At 39.7% G+C, this 19233-nt stretch carries 16 protein-coding genes; 14 read left to right on the plus strand and 2 right to left on the minus strand.

Annotation, left to right across the window (positions count from 1 at the left end):
- Positions 1–3: 3 nt before the first annotated feature.
- A complete protein-coding gene (locus IGJ19_RS01145; RefSeq protein WP_071866126.1) occupies positions 4–1173 on the minus strand; it encodes a betaine/proline/choline family ABC transporter ATP-binding protein in 1170 nt (389 codons plus the stop codon).
- 261 nt (positions 1174–1434) lie between these two features.
- Between IGJ19_RS01145 and queA the strand changes: the two genes are divergently transcribed.
- Both queA and IGJ19_RS01155 read left to right on the plus strand, forming a co-directional pair.
- Positions 1435–2466, plus strand: a complete 1032-nt coding sequence (queA, locus tag IGJ19_RS01150; protein WP_071866127.1) for a tRNA preQ1(34) S-adenosylmethionine ribosyltransferase-isomerase QueA — start codon at positions 1435–1437, stop codon at positions 2464–2466.
- 569 nt (positions 2467–3035) lie between these two features.
- Complete coding sequence (locus tag IGJ19_RS01155) at positions 3036–5696, plus strand: calcium-translocating P-type ATPase, PMCA-type (protein WP_071866128.1); 2661 nt, start codon at positions 3036–3038, stop codon at positions 5694–5696.
- Between the two features lie 64 nt (positions 5697–5760).
- On the opposite strand, the gene IGJ19_RS01160 is transcribed toward IGJ19_RS01155, so the two are convergent.
- A complete protein-coding gene (locus IGJ19_RS01160) occupies positions 5761–6453 on the minus strand; it encodes a DUF975 family protein (protein WP_071866129.1) in 693 nt (230 codons plus the stop codon).
- Positions 6454–6660: 207 nt separating this feature from the next.
- Here IGJ19_RS01160 and tgt point away from each other — a divergent pair, with 207 nt between their 5' ends.
- The 12 genes from tgt (at position 6661) to IGJ19_RS01220 (ending at position 19229) form a co-directional block, all read left to right on the plus strand.
- Positions 6661–7806 carry a tRNA guanosine(34) transglycosylase Tgt gene (gene tgt, locus IGJ19_RS01165; protein ID WP_010736591.1) on the plus strand — a complete coding sequence of 382 codons (1146 nt, stop codon included), beginning with the start codon at positions 6661–6663 and terminating at the stop codon, positions 7804–7806.
- Between the two features lie 93 nt (positions 7807–7899).
- Positions 7900–8277: a preprotein translocase subunit YajC gene (gene yajC / locus IGJ19_RS01170; RefSeq protein WP_010736590.1), complete on the plus strand. Its 378-nt coding sequence runs from the start codon at positions 7900–7902 to the stop codon at positions 8275–8277.
- A gap of 316 nt (positions 8278–8593) precedes the next feature.
- Positions 8594–11191, plus strand: a complete 2598-nt coding sequence (gene adhE / locus IGJ19_RS01175; RefSeq protein WP_019722420.1) for a bifunctional acetaldehyde-CoA/alcohol dehydrogenase — start codon at positions 8594–8596, stop codon at positions 11189–11191.
- 278 nt (positions 11192–11469) lie between these two features.
- On the plus strand, positions 11470–11724 hold the full coding sequence (locus tag IGJ19_RS01180) for a hypothetical protein (RefSeq protein WP_071866131.1): 255 nt from the start codon (positions 11470–11472) through the stop codon (positions 11722–11724).
- Positions 11725–11923: 199 nt separating this feature from the next.
- Positions 11924–13030 carry a glycoside hydrolase family 88/105 protein gene (locus tag IGJ19_RS01185; protein WP_071866132.1) on the plus strand — a complete coding sequence of 369 codons (1107 nt, stop codon included), beginning with the start codon at positions 11924–11926 and terminating at the stop codon, positions 13028–13030.
- Positions 13031–13046: 16 nt separating this feature from the next.
- A complete protein-coding gene (dctP, locus tag IGJ19_RS01190) occupies positions 13047–14066 on the plus strand; it encodes a TRAP transporter substrate-binding protein (protein ID WP_142433571.1) in 1020 nt (339 codons plus the stop codon).
- A 3-nt stretch (positions 14067–14069) separates the two neighbouring features.
- Positions 14070–14549 carry a TRAP transporter small permease gene (locus tag IGJ19_RS01195; protein ID WP_071866134.1) on the plus strand — a complete coding sequence of 160 codons (480 nt, stop codon included), beginning with the start codon at positions 14070–14072 and terminating at the stop codon, positions 14547–14549.
- Positions 14550–14559: 10 nt separating this feature from the next.
- A complete protein-coding gene (locus IGJ19_RS01200) occupies positions 14560–15855 on the plus strand; it encodes a TRAP transporter large permease (RefSeq protein ID WP_071866135.1) in 1296 nt (431 codons plus the stop codon).
- A 13-nt stretch (positions 15856–15868) separates the two neighbouring features.
- Positions 15869–16708 (plus strand): sugar phosphate isomerase/epimerase family protein, encoded by an 840-nt coding sequence (locus IGJ19_RS01205; RefSeq protein ID WP_071866136.1) that lies wholly within the window; start codon positions 15869–15871, stop codon positions 16706–16708.
- Positions 16709–16766: 58 nt separating this feature from the next.
- A complete protein-coding gene (locus IGJ19_RS01210; protein ID WP_071866137.1) occupies positions 16767–17678 on the plus strand; it encodes an AraC family transcriptional regulator in 912 nt (303 codons plus the stop codon).
- Between the two features lie 51 nt (positions 17679–17729).
- The gene (locus IGJ19_RS01215; RefSeq protein WP_071866138.1) at positions 17730–18491 is read left to right on the plus strand and encodes an IclR family transcriptional regulator; all 762 of its coding nucleotides are present in this window, start codon (positions 17730–17732) and stop codon (positions 18489–18491) included.
- A 93-nt stretch (positions 18492–18584) separates the two neighbouring features.
- Complete coding sequence (locus IGJ19_RS01220) at positions 18585–19229, plus strand: bifunctional 4-hydroxy-2-oxoglutarate aldolase/2-dehydro-3-deoxy-phosphogluconate aldolase (protein ID WP_041684164.1); 645 nt, start codon at positions 18585–18587, stop codon at positions 19227–19229.
- Positions 19230–19233: the final 4 nt, after the last annotated feature.

Raw genomic sequence — 19233 nt, forward strand, 5'->3', positions numbered from 1 at the left:
TGGTTAAACCTCCTTTGTTTCAGATGGCGTACCAATTGCATCAGTAAGCGATGATTCTTCGCCCCAGATCACGTCATAGACGATGTCGACAAGAGATGCTCGAGTTAAAATACCAACGACTTTATTTTGTTCATCAACTACTGGCACATATTTTAAGCCACGTTTTAAGATTCGTTGTAGGGTATCACGTAAGTAAGCGGATTGTTTTACATAAAAAACATCCTTGTTCAAGATATCGCCAACACTTGAGACTTTGCCACGTTTTTTATCGATTGTTTCAACATCGATAAATCCTTTTAAGGTATTTGAATTATCAGTCACTAAAAGCGTATCGACACGTTTTTCACGCATCAATTTGATGGCTTCTTGCAATGATTTTTCTGGTGTGATCGTGATGGCTTGGTTCAGCATGACTTCGCCTACTTTTGTTGTATCTGGTTTGGCTTGAAGCAAGCGATCTTCACCGATCAATTCTTCGACAAATTCATTGGCAGGGTGGCGTAAAATGTTTTGTGGGGTATCAAATTGAATGACTCTGCCTTCGCTCATGATTGCGATGCGACTGGATAATTTGATTGCTTCATCCATATCATGTGTCACGAAGACAATCGTTTTTCCTAAACGTTCTTGCAGATCCTTGACTAAATCTTGTAAGGAATCTCTTGTGATAGGGTCTAGTGCACCAAAAGGTTCATCCATCAAAATGATGTCTTGGTTCGCCGCTAATGCACGAACGACACCGATACGTTGCTGTTGACCACCAGATAACTCATGTGGGTAACGATCAAGCATTTCACGAGGAAGCTCCACCAAGTCGATCATTTTCTCTGCTGTTTTGTTCCGTTCTTCTTGGCTGACCTTCAATAATTTTTGCACAAGAGTGATATTTTCTCGGATCGTCATGTGAGGCATCAAACCGATACTTTGGATCACATAGCCGATTTGTCGTCGGAGTTCAACGGGGTTGATTTCTTGGATCGACTTTCCATCAATCAAAATCTGACCTTCTGTCGGGTCCGTCATGCGGTTAAGCATCCGCATCGTAGTGGTTTTTCCGCTACCACTTGTACCGATAAAACAAATAAATTCGCCCTTTTCAAAAGAAATGTTGACGTTCTCGACCGCGACTTTTCCACCTTTATAAATTTTTGATACATTCTGAAATTCGATCATATTTGCACCTCTTCTTTTCTTTTCCATAAAGAATGTTCTTATAATAGTATGCCTAAAATAACTAAGGAATACAAATTTGATGATTTATTTACTATACAAATAACTAGACTAGTAGGCGTTTTTTGAATTTATAAATAAAATATAGCTGAAAAGATAACGTAACTAATCAAAAATGAATGGAATGATAAGATTTTTGCTTTTTGGCATTGTCGGCATAAAATGGTAAAATAAAAGGGCCAAACAGAGAAAGTGAGTGACGATATGTTAACAACAGAAGATTTCGATTTTGAGTTACCCGAAGAACTGATTGCCCAAACACCATTAAAAGACCGGGATCATTCCCGATTACTTGTGGTTGACCGCAAGACAGGTGAGATGATGGATAAACATTTTCATGAAATCATTGAGGAATTAAATCCTGGTGATGCGTTAGTGATGAATAATACACGCGTATTGCCTGCGCGCTTATACGGTGAAAAAGTAGAGACGGGTGCCCATTTAGAAGTATTGCTTTTGACCAATACGGAAGGTGACACGTGGGAAACACTGATCAAACCAGCCAAACGTGCCAAAGTAGGAACGGAGATCGTTTTTGGTGACGGCCGTCTAAAAGCAGTTGTGAAAGAAGAGCTAGATCATGGTGGACGAATCATTGAATTTGCCTATGAGGGGATTTTCTTAGAGAATCTAGAAGCACTTGGTGAAATGCCGTTGCCTCCTTATATCAAAGAACGGCTAGAAGATCCAGATCGCTATCAAACTGTCTATGCAGAAGAGAATGGCTCAGCAGCTGCGCCAACTGCTGGCTTGCATTTCACGACAGAATTATTAGATGAAATCAAAGCAAAAGGCGTAGAGCTTGTCTATTTGACACTTCATGTCGGTCTAGGCACCTTCCGTCCAGTGAGTGTCGATAAAATCGAAGAGCATGAAATGCACAGTGAATTTTATCGTTTGACCGAAGAAGCTGCTACTCGTTTGAATCAAGTTCGCCAAAATGGCGGGAAAATCGTGGCAGTAGGAACGACATCGATCCGCACATTAGAAACGATCGGTACGAAATTTGATGGTGAGATCAAAGCAGATAGTGGTTGGACCGATATCTTTATTACGCCAGGGTATGAGTTCAAAGTAGTTGAAGCTTTTTCTACGAATTTCCACTTGCCAAAATCCACTTTAGTGATGTTAGTCAGTGCGTTTGCTGGTAGAGAATTGACATTATCAGCTTATCAACATGCCATTGATGAACGTTACCGTTTCTTCAGTTTTGGCGATGCGATGTTTGTGAAGTAACTTTTTAAGATAAAAAAGACCCCGACTCTCGATTAGTCGGGGCTTTTGTGCTTCGGAAGGAAACAAATAAATAGAATTAGTGTAACTTTCCATAGAACATGCAAAGTACGGTGTTGAATTTCTTCTTGATAAACAAAAAATCTTGTTTTCTTTACATCTTCAACAGTTGAATCATCTCTTGTTCCTATTCAATTTTCAGATGTTCATGTTATTTAATTGTTACGTATCCCACTACTTCTTTTTTTGAACGATTTTCGTTTCAAACAGTCATACGCATTCACTATTTATAATGGTTACTTCACATGCTCGTTAAGGTGAAACTTGTACTTCTAACAACTTTGTTTGCTTATACTACTCTATCGAGAAATTCTTCTATCTATTTGTCTTTTCCTCCTTCCTTATGGTTAAATCATACCACGTTTTGGTAGCGTTTGCAATGAATATGTATCGATTATTTTAAAATATTTCTCTTCATATATATATGCGATATAGTTGAATTAATTAAAAAAAAGATGTTATACTAAAATAGTACGTTATACATAACGTATGATTTTTAAAGGAGGTATAGGATGGATAGTTACAAAAAAACAATAGAAGAAATAGCAGAAGAAACAAAAGTAGATATAGATCAAGGCTTGTCGATGACTGAAGCAAAAGAAAGAAGTCAAAAACAAGGCAAAAATCAATTCGAAGAAGCCCCCAAAGAATCACTCTTCAAAAAATTTATACGAAGTCTTTCAGATTTCACCACGATTGTTTTGTTAGTTGCCGCAGTCATTTCATTTTACACCGCATTTGCAACTGAACATGGAGACCTGTTCGAAGGACTCTTGATCATTGCGATTGTTATCATCAATTCAGTTCTAGCGATTGTTCAAGAAGGAAATGCAGAAAAAGCATTAGAATCCCTACAAGATATGAATAAACAAACCGCTACGGTCCTCAGAGATGGTAAAGTAGAAAAAGTAGATGCTGAGAATCTAGTTGTCGGGGATGTGCTGGTATTAGAAGCAGGATCAGCAATTGCTGCGGATGCTCGCTTAGTTGAAACATCACAATTACGTGTAGAAGAATCAGCTCTAACCGGTGAAAGTGAGGCTGTCGAAAAAGACGCAGGTTACATAAGTCAAGAAGATGACTCTCTCGGTGACCAATTGAACATGGTCTTTAAAGGTTGTACCGTTGCTGCTGGTCGTGGGAAAGCGATCGTCACAGCGATTGGTATGCAGACCGAAATGGGAAAAATCGCCGGATTATTAAATGACCATACAATGCAGAAAACACCACTACAAGTCCGTTTGAATCAATTAGGGAAGCGAATCAGTGTGATTGCATTAGCTGCTGCTGCCTTAGTCTTTTTGATTGGTGAACTTCAAGGTGAACCGTTACTTGAAATGTTCATGACTTCGATTTCCTTAGCTGTTGCCGCAGTACCAGAAACATTAACTGTTATCGTTACGTTGACACTTGCTTATGGTGTACAGAAAATGGCGAAAAAACATGCGATCATTCGTCAGCTGCCAGCTGTTGAAACGCTCGGTACTGCGAATGTCATCTGTTCGGATAAAACCGGTACACTGACACAAAACCGGATGCGGGTCCGTCGCGTGTGGAGTAAAGAAGATGAAGTGACAGACGTCGAAGATTCAATGACAAATAGCGCCATGGAAATCTTAAAAATGGCTGCATTATGTACCGATGTGACGGTTGAAAAAGAGGACGATGAATTGATCGTCAAAGGTAATCCAACGGAAGCAGCAATCGTACGTGCAGTTGAGGAAAACTATCATACAAAAGAAGAATTAGAAGAAAAATACCCAAGGGTTGACGAACTCCCATTCGACTCTGATCGAAAAATGATGACGACTGTCCATAAAATGGGTGATAAGTATATCTCTATCACAAAAGGCGCATTTGATGTCTTAGCACCAAAATTTACGTCTGGAGATGTTGAACAAGCAGAAGTGGTCAACGACCGTTTTGGGAAACGTGCCTTACGTGTAATTGCAGTAGGTTATCGAACGTATGACGAAAAACCACAAGAAATCACTTCAGAAGCTTTAGAAAAAGATCTACGTTTGATTGGCTTGATCGGTATGATCGATCCGCCACGTCCTGAAAGTAAAGGTGCTATCAAGCGTGCGAAAAAAGCTGGTATCAAAACAGTGATGATCACTGGGGACCATGTCGTCACTGCCAGTGCGATTGCCAAAGAATTGGGAATTTTGACCAATAGTAACGAAGCTCTTTCAGGTGCGGAACTCCGTGCGTTATCTGATGAAGAATTAGATGATCGAGTAAAAGATTTATCGGTTTATGCTCGCGTAACCCCAGAAGATAAAATCCGAATCGTCAAATCATGGCAACGAACAGGTGCCGTGGTCGCAATGACAGGTGATGGTGTGAACGATGCGCCAGCATTGAAAGCGAGTGACGTTGGATGTGCGATGGGGATCACCGGTACAGATGTAGCGCAAAGTGCCGCTGACATGATTTTGACCGATGACAACTTCGCTACGATCGTAGATGCCGTTAGCCAAGGACGTTCCGTTTATCAAAATATTCGAAAAGCGATCAATTTCTTATTAAGCTGTAATATCTCTGAGATTTTTATCGTATTGATTGCGATGTTAGTTGGTTGGGGGGCACCATTTACAGCCGTTCAACTATTGTTCGTAAACGTTGTCGCTGATGGACTGCCTGGTTTTGCTTTAGGAAGAGAACCAGCAGAGGAAGGGATCATGAATGAAGCGCCAATTCCTAAAAATGAAGGGATTTTCGCTCGTGGTTTAATGAAGAAAATTGCCATCAATGCAGGAATATTTACGGTAGTCACTTTATTTGGTTACTATTTAGGAAGCTTCGTTGATACGATCAGCCCTTGGGTCGATGCTAGTCAAGAAGTTGGCCAAACCGTCGCATTTCTAGTATTGGCTTACTCTTCGATCATCCATGTCTTTAATGTTCGTAGTAGTCAATCGATTTTCAAAGTGAACTTAGCAACGAATAAATCGTTAGTGGAAATGGCGATTCTTTCCCTTCTTATCACGTCAGCAGTCGCTTTATTACCATTCACGCAAGAATTATTTGGGTTAGTTCATATTAGTTTGAATCATTGGTTCTTAGTAGGAATCTTGTCGATTATACCGATTGGGGTCAATGAATTGATCAAGTTCCACCAATTGCCAGATGAGGAAGAGACAGTAGAAGCACCAGAATCTGAAATGTAAAAAAATAAACACCAAAAAAGGATTGGAGATTTTCCAATCCTTTTTATTATGGTGAAAAAGCTGATTAAACTTGTTTTGGTAATTGTTCGTAAAAAGCAGCTTTAGTTGCAGTGATGTATGGATTCAACCATAGATAACCGATACCGACTGTAGCAATTGCTAAGATGTGCCATCCGATAAACGATAAGTCTAACCAGAATAATTTTCCTTTGTAGCCATCCATCAATTTGCGGCTTGCAGTGATCGTATCAAGGATTTTTGGTTTTTCGCCTGTTTCTGTTACGACATCATAGTAAATGAAATAACTTTGAGAATAGGCATACCCTTTGATGATCCCAGGAATGACTAAAAGCAATGCCCATAACGTAGTGAAAATCGTTGTCACTAGTGCTAACAATAGAACGCCACCGAAGAATACGCCTGAAAAACCGCGGAAAGCATCTTTGAATGGTTCGATCGTTGTTCGTTTCCCACGGATAATGTCTAAATAGGTCCAAGAAATCCCACTCATGAACAATGCACTGATGATCGTAGAAACGATCCCTCCGCCTGAACTACTGCTACTTGAACCACTCACCATTTCTTGCATTGCGCTACTGTCTTGCATCGTTGCAATCAGTAAAGCAGTAGGTAAAGCTAAAATAAGAATAATAGCAATTGTGATCAATGTTGGAATCAGATTTAATAGAATTGCTTGCCCCCAACGTCCCTTTAAGCTGTCTTTTGCTTGTTGTTTTAATTCCCCAGAAGATACCATATTTTCCACTCCTTTTTTTTGATAGTCTTAGTATATCAAAGAAGGACTGATTTTGCTCTAGGAATCCTCTTTCGTTATTGAAAGGTGCACAAAAAAAGCAGGTTAAAAAAACCTATAAAAAAAGAGAAGCTCTTGCAAAAAGTAGTTGAAAAGATTATGATGGTGGGAGTTGCAAACGTGATTCTATAAAAGAAAGTAGGGAATTGAATGACAGAACCTGCCATTCGTTATCGTTTAATAAAAAAAGAAAAACATACAGGCGCCCGCCTTGGTGAATTGATTACTCCTCATGGAACATTTCCAACGCCGATGTTTATGCCTGTGGGGACATTAGCGACCGTTAAAACTATGTCGCCTGAAGAACTAAAAGAAATGGGTGCAGGCGTGATTTTGAGTAATACCTACCATTTATGGCTTCGTCCTGGAGAGGATTTGGTCGAAGAAGCAGGTGGCTTGCATAAATTCATGAATTGGGACCAGCCGATTTTAACAGATTCTGGTGGATTCCAAGTCTTCTCATTAAGCGATATGCGGAACATCGTTGAAGAAGGCGTGCATTTCAAAAACCACTTGAATGGTTCAAAAATGTTTTTGTCTCCTGAAAAAGCCATCAACATCCAAAATAAATTAGGTTCTGATATCATGATGAGCTTTGATGAATGTCCTCCATTTGATGAGAGCTATGATTATGTGAAAAAATCAGTCGAACGAACTTCTCGTTGGGCAGAACGTGGATTGAAAGCTCATGCGAATCCAGATCGTCAAGGATTATTTGGTATCATCCAAGGAGCTGGTTTTGAAGATTTACGTAAACAAAGTGCGAAAGACTTGATCAGTATGGATTTTCCTGGGTATTCCATTGGGGGCTTATCTGTCGGTGAACCAAAAGCTGAGATGAACCGTGTATTAGAATTTACGACACCGTTGATCCCAGATCATAAACCACGTTATTTGATGGGAGTAGGGGCTGCGGATTCATTGATCGATGGTGTGATTCGTGGAGTCGATATGTTCGACTGTGTTCTACCGACCAGAATCGCTCGTAACGGGACATGTATGACATCGCAAGGACGATTAGTCGTAAAAAATGCGCAATATGCCCGGGACTTCCGTCCAATCGATGAAAAATGTGATTGCTACACTTGTAAGAATTATACGAGAGCGTATATTCGTCACTTGATCAAATGTGATGAAACATTTGGGATCCGTTTAACGTCTTATCACAATTTATACTTCTTATTAAACTTGATGAAACAAGTTCGACAAGCGATTATGGATGATAACTTATTAGAGTTTCGTGCAGCCTTTTTCGAAGAGTATGGGTTCAATAAAGAAAACGCAAAAAGTTTCTAGCAGGATTTGTGAAATTTAGTTAAAAAACTAGTTTCTAGCCCCTTTTTCTGCTAAAGTGTTTAGTGTAGATATTTAGTTAGTGAGGTGAAAAAAATGGGTTCATTACCAATGTTAGTGATGTTCGTTGCCCTATTAGGGATGTGGTTCTTTATGTCACGTACACAAAAGAAACAACAACAAGAACGTCAAAATTTGCTTGATAGTATGAAAGCTGGCGATGAAGTAGTCACGATCGGTGGACTTCATGGCGTAGTCTCAGAAATCGACGAGACAAATCGTACAGTTGTTTTAGACTGCGAAGGGATCTTTTTAGAATACGATCGAGCAGCCATCAAAACGGTAAAACCAGGTACAGGCGCGATGACAAGCACACCAATCGCACCAGTAGAAGAACCGACAGAACCAGAAGTAATTGAAACTGTTGAAGTTCCAGAAACACCTGAAGAGAAAAAAGAAGAAAAAGAATTGTAGACATCGGTTGTTTGCCACGCGTTGGCTAAATGTACAGGAGTTAGAGCATTCTTTATCAAAAAGACTGATAGTCATTCCTATCTCATATGGAGATAAGATGGCGATCAGTCTTTTTTTTTGTAACTTTACTAAATAAATCACTTATTCCATTATTGAAGGGTTACTCGATGTTCAATCCTACTGAATGGACTATTTTCTAAAGAAAAACATAACTGTGAAAAAAATCACAAAAAAGTATTTACATCGAAAAAAAAGTGTTGTATGATGTGTATGTGAAATAATTAACAAATAACCATGACTCAGTAGGAGGAACATAATGGCTAAGATAATGGAAAAAGAAGAGACGAAAACTGTTGATGTACAAGCGATGATCGACGACTTGGCGACAAAAGCAAATGTCGCGTTGAAAGAAATGGAAAGTTTCGATCAAGAAAAAGTAGATCACATTGTGCATGAAATGGCAATGGCTGCATTAGATCAGCACATGCCTCTAGCAAAAATGGCTGTAGAAGAAACTGGCCGTGGAATCTATGAAGATAAAGCAATCAAAAATATGTATGCTTCAGAATATATTTGGAACAGTATCAAATATGACAAAACTGTCGGAGTAATTAATGAAGACACTCAAAAAGGATTGATTGAGATTGCTGAACCAGTCGGCGTCGTTTGTGGAGTAACACCAACAACGAACCCAACTTCAACAACGATCTTTAAATCAATGATCGCTTTGAAAACCAGAAACCCAATCGTTTTTGCTTTCCATCCAAGCGCTCAAAAATGTTCCGCTGAGGCAGCAAGAGTCGTTCGTGATGCAGCCATCGCAGCAGGTGCGCCAGAAAACTGTATCCAATGGATCGAGCATCCATCGATCGATGCGACTTCAATGTTGATGAACCATCCAGGAATTGCGATCGTATTAGCAACTGGTGGCGCAGGCATGGTAAAATCCGCTTATTCAACTGGTAAACCAGCTTTAGGTGTTGGACCGGGTAACGTTCCTGCATATATCGAAAAAACAGCAAAAGTAAAACGTGCAGTGAATGACTTGATCGTATCAAAAACATTCGATAACGGAATGATTTGTGCTTCTGAACAAGCAGTCATCGTAGATAAAGAAATCTATGCAGCCGTAAAAGCAGAATTCCAAGCACACCAAGTTTACTTCGTTAAACCAGCAGAGCTTTCAAAATTAGAAGATGCTGTCATGAATGAAGGTAAATACGCTGTAAATCCTGCAATCGTGGGTCATTCAGCAATGGATATCGCAAAATTAGCAGGAATCAATGTACCAGAAGGAACTAAATTATTAGTGGCAGAATTAGAAGGTGTAGGGCCTGATTATCCACTTTCACGTGAGAAACTTTCACCAGTTTTAGCAATGGTCAAATCAAATAGTACAGAACATGCTTTCGAATTATGTGAAGGAATGTTGAACCTTGGTGGATTAGGACATACAGCTGTCATCCATTCAGAAAACGAAGAGTTGCATGTCCAATTCGGACTACGCATGAAAGCCTGCCGTATCTTAGTCAACACACCATCAGCAGAAGGCGGAATCGGAAATATCTACAACGAAATGATTCCATCATTGACACTAGGTTGTGGTTCATACGGAAAGAATTCTGTTTCAAGAAACGTATCAGCAGTCAACTTAATCAACGTCAAAACTGTAGCGAAACGGAGAAATAACATGCAATGGTTCAAATTACCACCAAAAATCTTCTTTGAAAAGAACTCTTTGCTTTACTTGGAAAAAATGGAAAACGTCGAACGTGTCATGATCGTTTGTGACCCAGGTATGGTCCAATTCGGCTACTGTGACACTGTAAGAGAAGTATTAGCACGTCGTAAAAATGATGTGAAAATCGAGATCTTCTCAGATGTTGAACCAAACCCTTCAACAAACACAGTTTACGCTGGTACAAAAATGATGGCGGACTTCAAACCAGATACAGTGATCGCTCTTGGGGGCGGATCAGCAATGGATGCGGCAAAAGGCATGTGGATGTTCTATGAGCACCCAGATACTTCATTCTTTGGTGCCAAACAAAAATTCTTAGACATCCGTAAACGTACGTACAAGATCGACAAACCTGAAAAAACTCAGTTTGTATGTATTCCAACAACATCAGGAACTGGTTCAGAAGTGACACCATTTGCGGTAATCACAGATAGTGAAACACACGTGAAATATCCGTTAGCTGACTACGCATTAACACCAGACGTGGCGATCGTTGACCCACAATTTGTTATGTCAGTTCCCGCTTCAGTTACGGCTGATACAGGTATGGACGTCTTGACACATGCCATCGAATCTTATGTATCTGTGATGGCTTCTGATTACACTCGTGGATTAAGTTTACAAGCAATCAAATTAGTCTTTGACTACTTGGAAAAATCAGTGAAAACACCAGATATGGAATCACGCGAAAAAATGCATAATGCGTCAACAATGGCTGGTATGGCCTTTGCCAATGCTTTCTTAGGAATTTGTCACTCAGTTGCGCATAAAATCGGTGGAGAATACGGTATCCCTCATGGACGTACAAATGCGATCCTATTACCGCATATTATCCGCTACAATGCGAAAGATCCACAAAAACATGCGATGTTCCCTAAATATGACTACTTCCGTGCGGATACAGACTACGCGGATATCGCGAAGTTCTTAGGTTTGAAAGGGAAAACAACAGCAGAGCTTGTAGAAGCATTAGCAACAGCTGTTAGCGACTTAGGAAAATCTGTTGGTATCGACATGAGCTTGAGAGCGCAAGGCGTGACGCAAGAAACATTAGACACAACAGTTGATCGCATGGCTGAATTAGCGTATGAAGATCAATGTACAACAGCCAATCCAAAAGAACCATTGATCAGTGAATTGAAACAAATCATTATCGACGCATATAATGCGTAATTCATAACTAAAAGTTGTCCCAACAACGAATCAAGCATGAGAGAATCTTCTCACTTGGTTCGTTGTTTTTTCTTTTTAAGATAATGATTATCAAGCGATACATCAGAAGAATTTACGAAAAATAATTGTTGTAGAATCGCTCAATATGTTGTTAGAAGAGAAAAATGTCGTAGCTTTTTTTTCTGATTTCTAAAAAAAGAAGTATTAGATAACTCGAATAATAGGCATTTTGATGAATATGCTATGCTACTATTTTCTATAAAAAAGGAGATGAGATCTTGAAGAAATATATTGTTACTTTGTTGATTGCATGTGTCGTTTCTCTTGGACTATCCTTTCTTTTGGAACGAGAAATCTTACGTAACATTGGCATTGGCTTACTTTTGATCGGAATTGCACTTTCTGGCACAGCAGTTTCAGGGGATCGGATGCGAGCGAATCAGGAGAATAGCGAGTTGGGATTTCGTAAGAACTACTTTTGGTTTCCATTAATTGCTTGTTTGCCATTTTTTATGGTGTATACATTTTTATGAACTGTTGATTTTGAAACCATGACGAGCGATAAACGTCATGGTTTTTCTTTTGGTAGCACTCTTTTTCGCATGAAATCCATTAATAATCTTGTTATGTCAATTTTAGATAGTTTTTGTTCAAATGATGCTATTTATTGAGAAAGCGTTTACTGATATATTAACAGCATAGAATGAAAGCGTTTAAAAAGGAGAGGGAAAATTGATTATTAAAGAGGAACTATTTGTACAGAAAGAAGTTGTGGAAGAAACAATCGCTCGATTAGTGGAGAATTTGACGACGATCAACGATGATTCAGGTGAATTTTTATTGGATTTTGATGGGTTAAAGGTGGATGACAAAAGTTGGTCTGTTTGGAATTGGCCACAAGGTGTAGGGCTATACGGTATCTACAAAAATTATCAGTTGACTAAAAATCCTCGTGCGGCGGAAGTGGTGAAGGAATGGTTTGAAGCACGGATGCAAGAAGGCGCACCGCCAAAAAACGTCAACACGATGGCACCAATCCTCACGATGGCGTATTTATATGAGGAGACAGGTGATACACGCTACTTGCCTTACTTGCAACAATGGGCGGAATGGGTCATGAATGATATGCCTCGGACAGAGGAAGACGGATTACAGCACGCTACATATGGACCAGAAAATAAGAATCAATTGTGGGATGACACGTTGATGATGACGGTTTTGCCATTAGCCAAAATCGGTAAGCTCCTAGATCGTCCAGAATACCTAGAGGAAGCCAGATACCAATTTATGATCCACATCAAATATTTGATGGATAAACGTACAGGTCTTTGGTACCACGGGTGGACCTTTGAAGGTAATCATAATTATGCGGAAGCATTTTGGGGACGAGGAAATTGTTGGTTGACGATTGCGATTCCTGAGATCATCACGATTCTTGAACTGAAAGAAGGAGATGCTTTCCGTAAATTATTAATCGAAACGCTAGAAGCACAAGTGCAAACCTTAGCAAAATATCAATCAGAAAGTGGCTTATGGCATACCTTGATCGATGATCCAACCTCATACTTAGAATCATCTGCGACAGCAGGTTTTGCTTACGGTATTTTAAAAGCAGTGCATGAGCGCTATTTGCCTAAGAAATATTTAGAGATCGCCTATCGTGCCATTCAGGGATTGCTTGAGCAAGTAGATGAAACTGGCGAAGTCCAAAATGTTTCGGTAGGTACAGGGATGGGCGATGATCTAGAGTTTTACCGTACGATCGGCAAGACAGCGATGCCTTATGGCCAATCGTTACTTGTATTATGTCTGACAGAATTACTTGTGTCGTATTGTTGATAGAAAGGAGAAAAAAATGAAAAAAACACTTGCTTTTGCTTTTTGTTTACTGGGAATCCTCGGTTTGAGTGGTTGTGGTAGTCAGTCAAGTGTCGGTGTTGTCGCAAATGCAGAGGAAGAAGCAACGATTACTTTACGTTTTGCTTATGCCAGTAATAGTCAGCCGGTCATTGATGCAATGAATAAATTCGGAGAGTTAGTAGAAGAAAAAACAGCTGGCTCAGTCAAAGTAAAATATTTTCCTGATGGTCAATTGGGGGGAGAACGTGAATTGATCGAATTGACTCAATCAGGTGCGATTGATTTTACGAAAGTCAGTGCCTCTGCGTTAGAAAGTTTTTCTAAAGTCTATTCGATTTTTTCAGTTCCTTACTTGTTCAATGATGAGCAACATTTCTTCAATGTCATGGAGAACGAAGAAATCATGCAACCCATTTATCAATCAACGACAGATTTAGGTTTTTCTGGTCTCACCTATTATGATTCAGGGCAACGTAGTTTTTATATGGTCGATGGCCCGATCCACACACCGGATGATCTAAAAGGGAAAAAAATCCGCGTGATGCAAAGTGAAACGGCCATTAGAATGGTGGAACTACTAGGTGGATCACCTGTGCCGATGGGCAGTGACGAAGTATATACTTCGCTACAGTCAAACTTGATCAACGGATCAGAGAACAATGAATTTGTTTTGTATACAGCCGGGCATGGTGGTGTAGCCAAGTATTATTCCTATGATGAGCATACACGAGTACCGGATATCATCATCATGAACGATGCGATCAAAGAACGTTTGACTGCTGAGCAACAACAAGCAATTGAAGAAGCGGCGAAAGAATCAACGATTTTTGAAATCGAAGCATTCGCTCAAGCAATCGAAGAAGAAAAAAGAGTGGCAACGGAAGAATATGGCGTCCAGTTCAATGAAGTGGACAATACGCCATTTCGTGAAGCAGTCGCACCATTGCATGATGAATTCAAAAATCATCCAGATTTTCAAACGCTTTACCGAATGATCCAAGAAGAAGGGGTGTAATCGATGAAAAAAGGAATCAGTCGGCTGTTAGAATTTCTAGGAGCATGTCTGTTGATCGGTATGATCATCATTGTCTTGTGGCAAGTATTCTCGCGAACGATTTTGGGTAATCCAAATACTGTAACAGAAGAATTAGTGCGTTTTGGGTTAGTCTGGTTTGCGATGCTATCTTCCGCTTATGTAGTGGGTCAAAAAGGGCACTTAGCAGTTACGCTGTTAAGTGAGAAACTGACTGGCACAAAAGCGAATGTATTGGAAATCGTCGTTCAGTGTCTTTTTCTGGCTTTTGCAATCACGATCATGGTTTATGGTGGTTGGAATGCTGTGACATTGACGATGGGGCAAATTTCCCCTTCATTAGGGATTCCGATGGGCTATGTCTATTTATCGGTGCCGGTCTCAGGTGTTTTGATCATTATCTACAGTTTGATCAATTTGATTGAAGCAATGAATGGGAAGTCTGTCGTTCAGGAAAAGGGATAGGAGGAATTTGATGGCTTTAGAAGCAGGTGCAATTTTATTTTTTGTTTTTGTCTTTTTATTGATTGTTGGAATGCCCATTGCAATCAGTATCGCTTTTTCATCGATGCTCACGTTGTTATTAGTGATCCCCTTTGATGTCGCAGCGTTTAGTTCTGCGCAAAAAATGGTCGGGAGTATCAATAGTTTCTCATTGATTGCCATTCCATTTTTCGTTTTTTCAGGAATCATTATGAACCATGGTGGGATTGCCAAGAAATTAGTTGATTTTGCTATGTTGTTTGTTGGTCGGATACCTGGGTCCTTGGCCCATACGAATGTTTTAGGAAACGCATTGTTCGGCTCAATCTCCAGTTCGGCGATTGCTGCTTCGACAGCGATTGGTGGGGTGCTGATCCCGCAACAAGTAGAAGAAGGGTACGATCGTAAATTTGCGACAGCAGTCAATATTGCTTCGGCACCTACAGGGATGGTGATCCCACCAAGTACAGCCTTTATCATGTATTCTTTAGTTGCCGGAGGCGCTTCGATTTCAGCTCTATTTATGGGTGGCTATTTAGTGGGAGCTTTGTGGTCGTTAGGAATCATGCTCGTTGCATTTGTAGTGGCGAAGAAAAATAAATATCCGACAGTACCAAAAGGACAAGGAAAGCAAGTCGGAAAAGTGTTAAAAGAAGCAATCCCAAGTTTAGCTTTGATCGTTATCATCATTGGTGGTATTTTAACAGGGTTCTTCACAGCTATCGAAGCATCTGCGATTGCGGTATTGTATTCTTTATTGATCTCCATGTTCTTCTACAAGACAGTGAAACTACAAGATATACCAAAGATGTTGGTACAAGCCGTGGCGATGTCGGGAACGATCATGTTTTTATTAGCGACGTCTTCCATGATGTCATTTGCTATGGCATTTACTGGGATACCTCAAGCAATCAGCAGTCTGATCATTGGAGTTACTGATAATCGCTTCATTATTTTATTATTGATCAATATCATTTTGTTACTTGTTGGGATGTTTATGGATGTCGCGCCAGCGATTTTGATTTTTACTCCGATTTTCTTGCCTATCGCGACAAGTGTTGGTGTGGATCCAGTCCATTATGGCTTATTTTCGATCATGAATCTTTGTGTCGGTTCCATTACCCCGCCAGTAGGTACCGGACTATATGTAGGAGCGAGTGTTGGTGGAGTTAAAGCAGAAGCGATGTTAAAGCCACTGTTACCATTTTACGGTGTCATATTAGCAGTTTTATTGTTGATTACGTATTTTCCACAAATCGTGATGTGGTTACCGGATCTATTAGGATAAAGGAGAAGCCATGATGAAATTAAACCTAGCCGCCAGAGGGCATGACTTGAGCCATGTACAAACCGTGGATGATTTAGCAAAAAAAGCGAGTCAACAAAACATTTCTACGCTACAATTGGCATTAAGTCGTTCATTTCCTACACTTTCAGCAGATGGACAAGCCATCAATGCTGGAATGGGGCAATATATGAAGAATATCCTCGCAAAAGAAGGCATAAGTGTCGGTATATTAAGCTGTTATATCAACATGATCCATCCTGATCTATCTGTTCGTGAAACGGTGCTTCATCAATTTGAACGATATCTCCAATATGCTGCAAGCTTCGGGGCGACGATGGTCGCAACCGAGACGGGGAGCGTGAGTGAAGCGGGTTATACAGAGGAGAACTTTTCAGATGAAGCCTTCTTACAGATCGTTGAAGCCATTCACCGATTAGTGCGAGCTGGAGAAAAACATCGTATGATGGTGGGCATCGAACCAGGCTTGAATCATCCGTTGTATTCATTGGATCGTGTGGCAGAGTTAGTTGCCATGATCGATTCGGACTATCTAGGGATCATTTTAGACCCAACCAATCTAATCAATGCAAAAAACTATCATCAACAAGTAAATTTAGTCGAAGAAGCCTTTGAACGGTTTGGAGAAAAAATTTGCGGATTGCATATGAAAGATTATATTGTTTCTAACGAAGAAGAAATCATCCCGGTAAATCTAGGGACAGGCATGATCGATTATGAAGCCATCGTAAACATCGCACAGAAACATCGTCCTTATCTTTATATCGTCTTAGAAGAAACAAAAGATGATGCACTAAAACAAGGTGTAATCATGTTGGAACAAGTCACCGAATAAGAAAATAATAGAATGTATCATTGTTCAATAGTGAGCAATAAGGGAAAGGGGGATAGAGATGGAAAAGAAACCGATCAATGGAAAACAAGTGAATACGATGATTTCGGATCAGTATGAGATTTATCATGTAAAAGATATCGTTAGCCAAAACAAAACGGTTTATCATCATCATGATTTCTATGAGATCCATGCTACTTTAGAAGGAGAAGCCATTTTTTATTTAGATGGTCGTCAGTTTACGATACAACCAGGAAATGTTTTGTTGATCCATTCAAGAGATCTGCATCGGATCGTTCGTCAATCAACTGACGTATTCGAGCGTGTCTACATGTTTATCACCCCTGCATTCTTAGAGAGTCGTTCCACCAAGTGGTCCAATCTATCCGCCTGTTTTTGGCCGATCGGTGAACGCCGAAGCCGGATATTACATATTGAACCACAAGTACTAAAAGAAAAACTTTCTTTTATCGACCAAACGTTGGATCGAAAAGATTATGGTGCAGATATTCGTTATGAACAAGCGCTAGTCGAATATTTGATTTTTCTCAACCGTATGGTACAGATCGAAGAACATATTTCGGAAGAAAATTTCACTGTACCGAATGAACGGTTAGAAAAAATGATTCAATTTGTCGCAAAGAATTTGAGTGAACCGCTCTCCCTCAAACAAATGGAAAAAGAATTTTTCATCAGTAAATATCACGTGACTCGCGAATTCAAAAAACATACTGGTTTTACCTTTCATCAATACGTGATGAAGAAAAAACTACTTTATTCAAAACAACTATTAAGAGAGTACGGCAGCTCAAGTTCCGTGTATAGTAAATGTGGTTTCGCCTCCTATCCTCATTATTTACGCGCATTCAAAACCGAATTTGGCGTAACTCCCAAAGAATTTTTGAAAAAAGATCTGGCAGGAGAGTTTGTTCATTATACGCATTATGAAGAAGAAAACAAAGATCCCTTTTAAATTGACGTTCTTTCCGATATAATTTCCTATATAGAAATAGGAGAGTGGAATATGGAAAACAAAAAACCTTATGGAACCGTTCTAATCAAAGCTTCACATATTTTAGATTATTTAGCAGAGCATCCAGATGCTTCATTACAAGAAATTGCGAAAGGTATCGACATGACGTCGTCTACTACATTAAAAATTTTAGATACGTTATCCTTGATTGGTTATGTAAATAAAAATCAAGAAAAAAATTATCGTTTAGGCGGAAAACTGGTCCGATATGCAAACAAAAATATCGATCAAATCGATCTAGTTGAACGCACTTTGCCATTTTTGGAAAAACTACAACAAACAATTGACGAAACTATTCATCTAGGTATTTTAGACAACAACGAGATTCTCTATGTCAATAAGTTGGACCCTAAAAATCAAACGATCCGTATGTCTTCAAAAATCGGTATCACGAGACCTTTATATAGTTCAGCAATGGGGAAAGCCGTCTTGGCGCATTTTACGGAAGAGCAATATCAACAGTATATTGAAAAATGTCCTCTGATCCCATTCACTGAATATACGATTACCAATCCGTTAAAACTAAAAAAAGAGATCCAGCAAGTCAAACAAACAAAAATCGCCTTCGATGATGAAGAAGTCGAAAAAGATATTTTTTGCATCGGTACCTCTTTAATTCATGAGAACCAAGTGGTTGGAGCGTTTAGTGTCAGTATGCCGAAATACCGATTAAGTGAAGAAAGCAAAGCTCAAATCATTCAAACGATCCTGCAAACGAAAGAAGAAATCGAAAAAACTTTTGAAAAAAACTAAAAAGCGTTTGCATTTTTTTATTCCTGCCGTATAATGAAGATGTAAATTTCTTTATTGTAAACTATAATTTCCAAATAAGAAATGGGTGGGAAAATGAAAAAAATGGATATCTTATCTCGTTTGAAACAAGCGGGAGTTATTGCAGTCGTACGAGGAGCAACAAATGAAGAAGCGCTGAATGCTTGTCACGCGATTATCAAAGGCGGACTAACTGGCATTGAGTTGACCTTCACCGTGCCACAAGCAGATCGGGTAATTAAAGAACTAGTAGAAACATACAAAGACCAACAGGATGTGGTGATCGGTGCAGGGACAGTGTTGGATGCTATTACTGCGCGTTTAGCGATTTTAGCAGGTGCTGAGTATATCGTCAGCCCCTGTTTTGATCAGGAAACCGCAGAACTATGCAATTTATACCAAATCCCTTATTTACCAGGATGTATGACGATCGATGAAATCAAAACAGCGCTAAAAAGTGGCGTAGACATCGTCAAACTATTTCCTGGAAGTGCTTTCGGTCCAAGTATCATCTCTGCATTCAAAGCGCCGATGCCCCATGTCAATATCATGCCTACTGGTGGGGTCAGTTTAGAAAACATGCAAGAATGGTTTGAGGCAGGCGTGATCACTGTTGGTGTTGGTGGGAACTTGTTGGCTCCAGCAGCTCATGGAGATTTTGAGGAAGTGACAAAAGTCGCACAACAATATGCGGCAAAAATGAAAGAAATTACGAGGTAATCGC

Origin of the sequence: Enterococcus sp. DIV1368b (assembly GCF_050529595.1) — a bacterium.
Lineage (GTDB): Bacteria > Bacillota > Bacilli > Lactobacillales > Enterococcaceae > Enterococcus_B > Enterococcus_B mundtii.

What these genes read in the sequence shown, in the direction of transcription:
- IGJ19_RS01145 (WP_071866126.1), bottom strand. Translation starts at nt 1,173, where the DNA reads ATGATCGAATTTCAGAATGTATCAAAAATTTATAAAGGTGGAAAAGTC.
- queA (WP_071866127.1), top strand. Translation starts at nt 1,435, where the DNA reads ATGTTAACAACAGAAGATTTCGATTTTGAGTTACCCGAAGAACTGATT.
- IGJ19_RS01155 (WP_071866128.1), top strand. Translation starts at nt 3,036, where the DNA reads ATGGATAGTTACAAAAAAACAATAGAAGAAATAGCAGAAGAAACAAAA.
- IGJ19_RS01160 (WP_071866129.1), bottom strand. Translation starts at nt 6,453, where the DNA reads ATGGTATCTTCTGGGGAATTAAAACAACAAGCAAAAGACAGCTTAAAG.
- tgt (WP_010736591.1), top strand. Translation starts at nt 6,661, where the DNA reads ATGACAGAACCTGCCATTCGTTATCGTTTAATAAAAAAAGAAAAACAT.
- yajC (WP_010736590.1), top strand. Translation starts at nt 7,900, where the DNA reads ATGGGTTCATTACCAATGTTAGTGATGTTCGTTGCCCTATTAGGGATG.
- adhE (WP_019722420.1), top strand. Translation starts at nt 8,594, where the DNA reads ATGGCTAAGATAATGGAAAAAGAAGAGACGAAAACTGTTGATGTACAA.
- dctP (WP_142433571.1), top strand. Translation starts at nt 13,047, where the DNA reads ATGAAAAAAACACTTGCTTTTGCTTTTTGTTTACTGGGAATCCTCGGT.
- IGJ19_RS01195 (WP_071866134.1), top strand. Translation starts at nt 14,070, where the DNA reads ATGAAAAAAGGAATCAGTCGGCTGTTAGAATTTCTAGGAGCATGTCTG.
- IGJ19_RS01200 (WP_071866135.1), top strand. Translation starts at nt 14,560, where the DNA reads ATGGCTTTAGAAGCAGGTGCAATTTTATTTTTTGTTTTTGTCTTTTTA.
- IGJ19_RS01205 (WP_071866136.1), top strand. Translation starts at nt 15,869, where the DNA reads ATGAAATTAAACCTAGCCGCCAGAGGGCATGACTTGAGCCATGTACAA.
- IGJ19_RS01210 (WP_071866137.1), top strand. Translation starts at nt 16,767, where the DNA reads ATGGAAAAGAAACCGATCAATGGAAAACAAGTGAATACGATGATTTCG.
- IGJ19_RS01215 (WP_071866138.1), top strand. Translation starts at nt 17,730, where the DNA reads ATGGAAAACAAAAAACCTTATGGAACCGTTCTAATCAAAGCTTCACAT.
- IGJ19_RS01220 (WP_041684164.1), top strand. Translation starts at nt 18,585, where the DNA reads ATGAAAAAAATGGATATCTTATCTCGTTTGAAACAAGCGGGAGTTATT.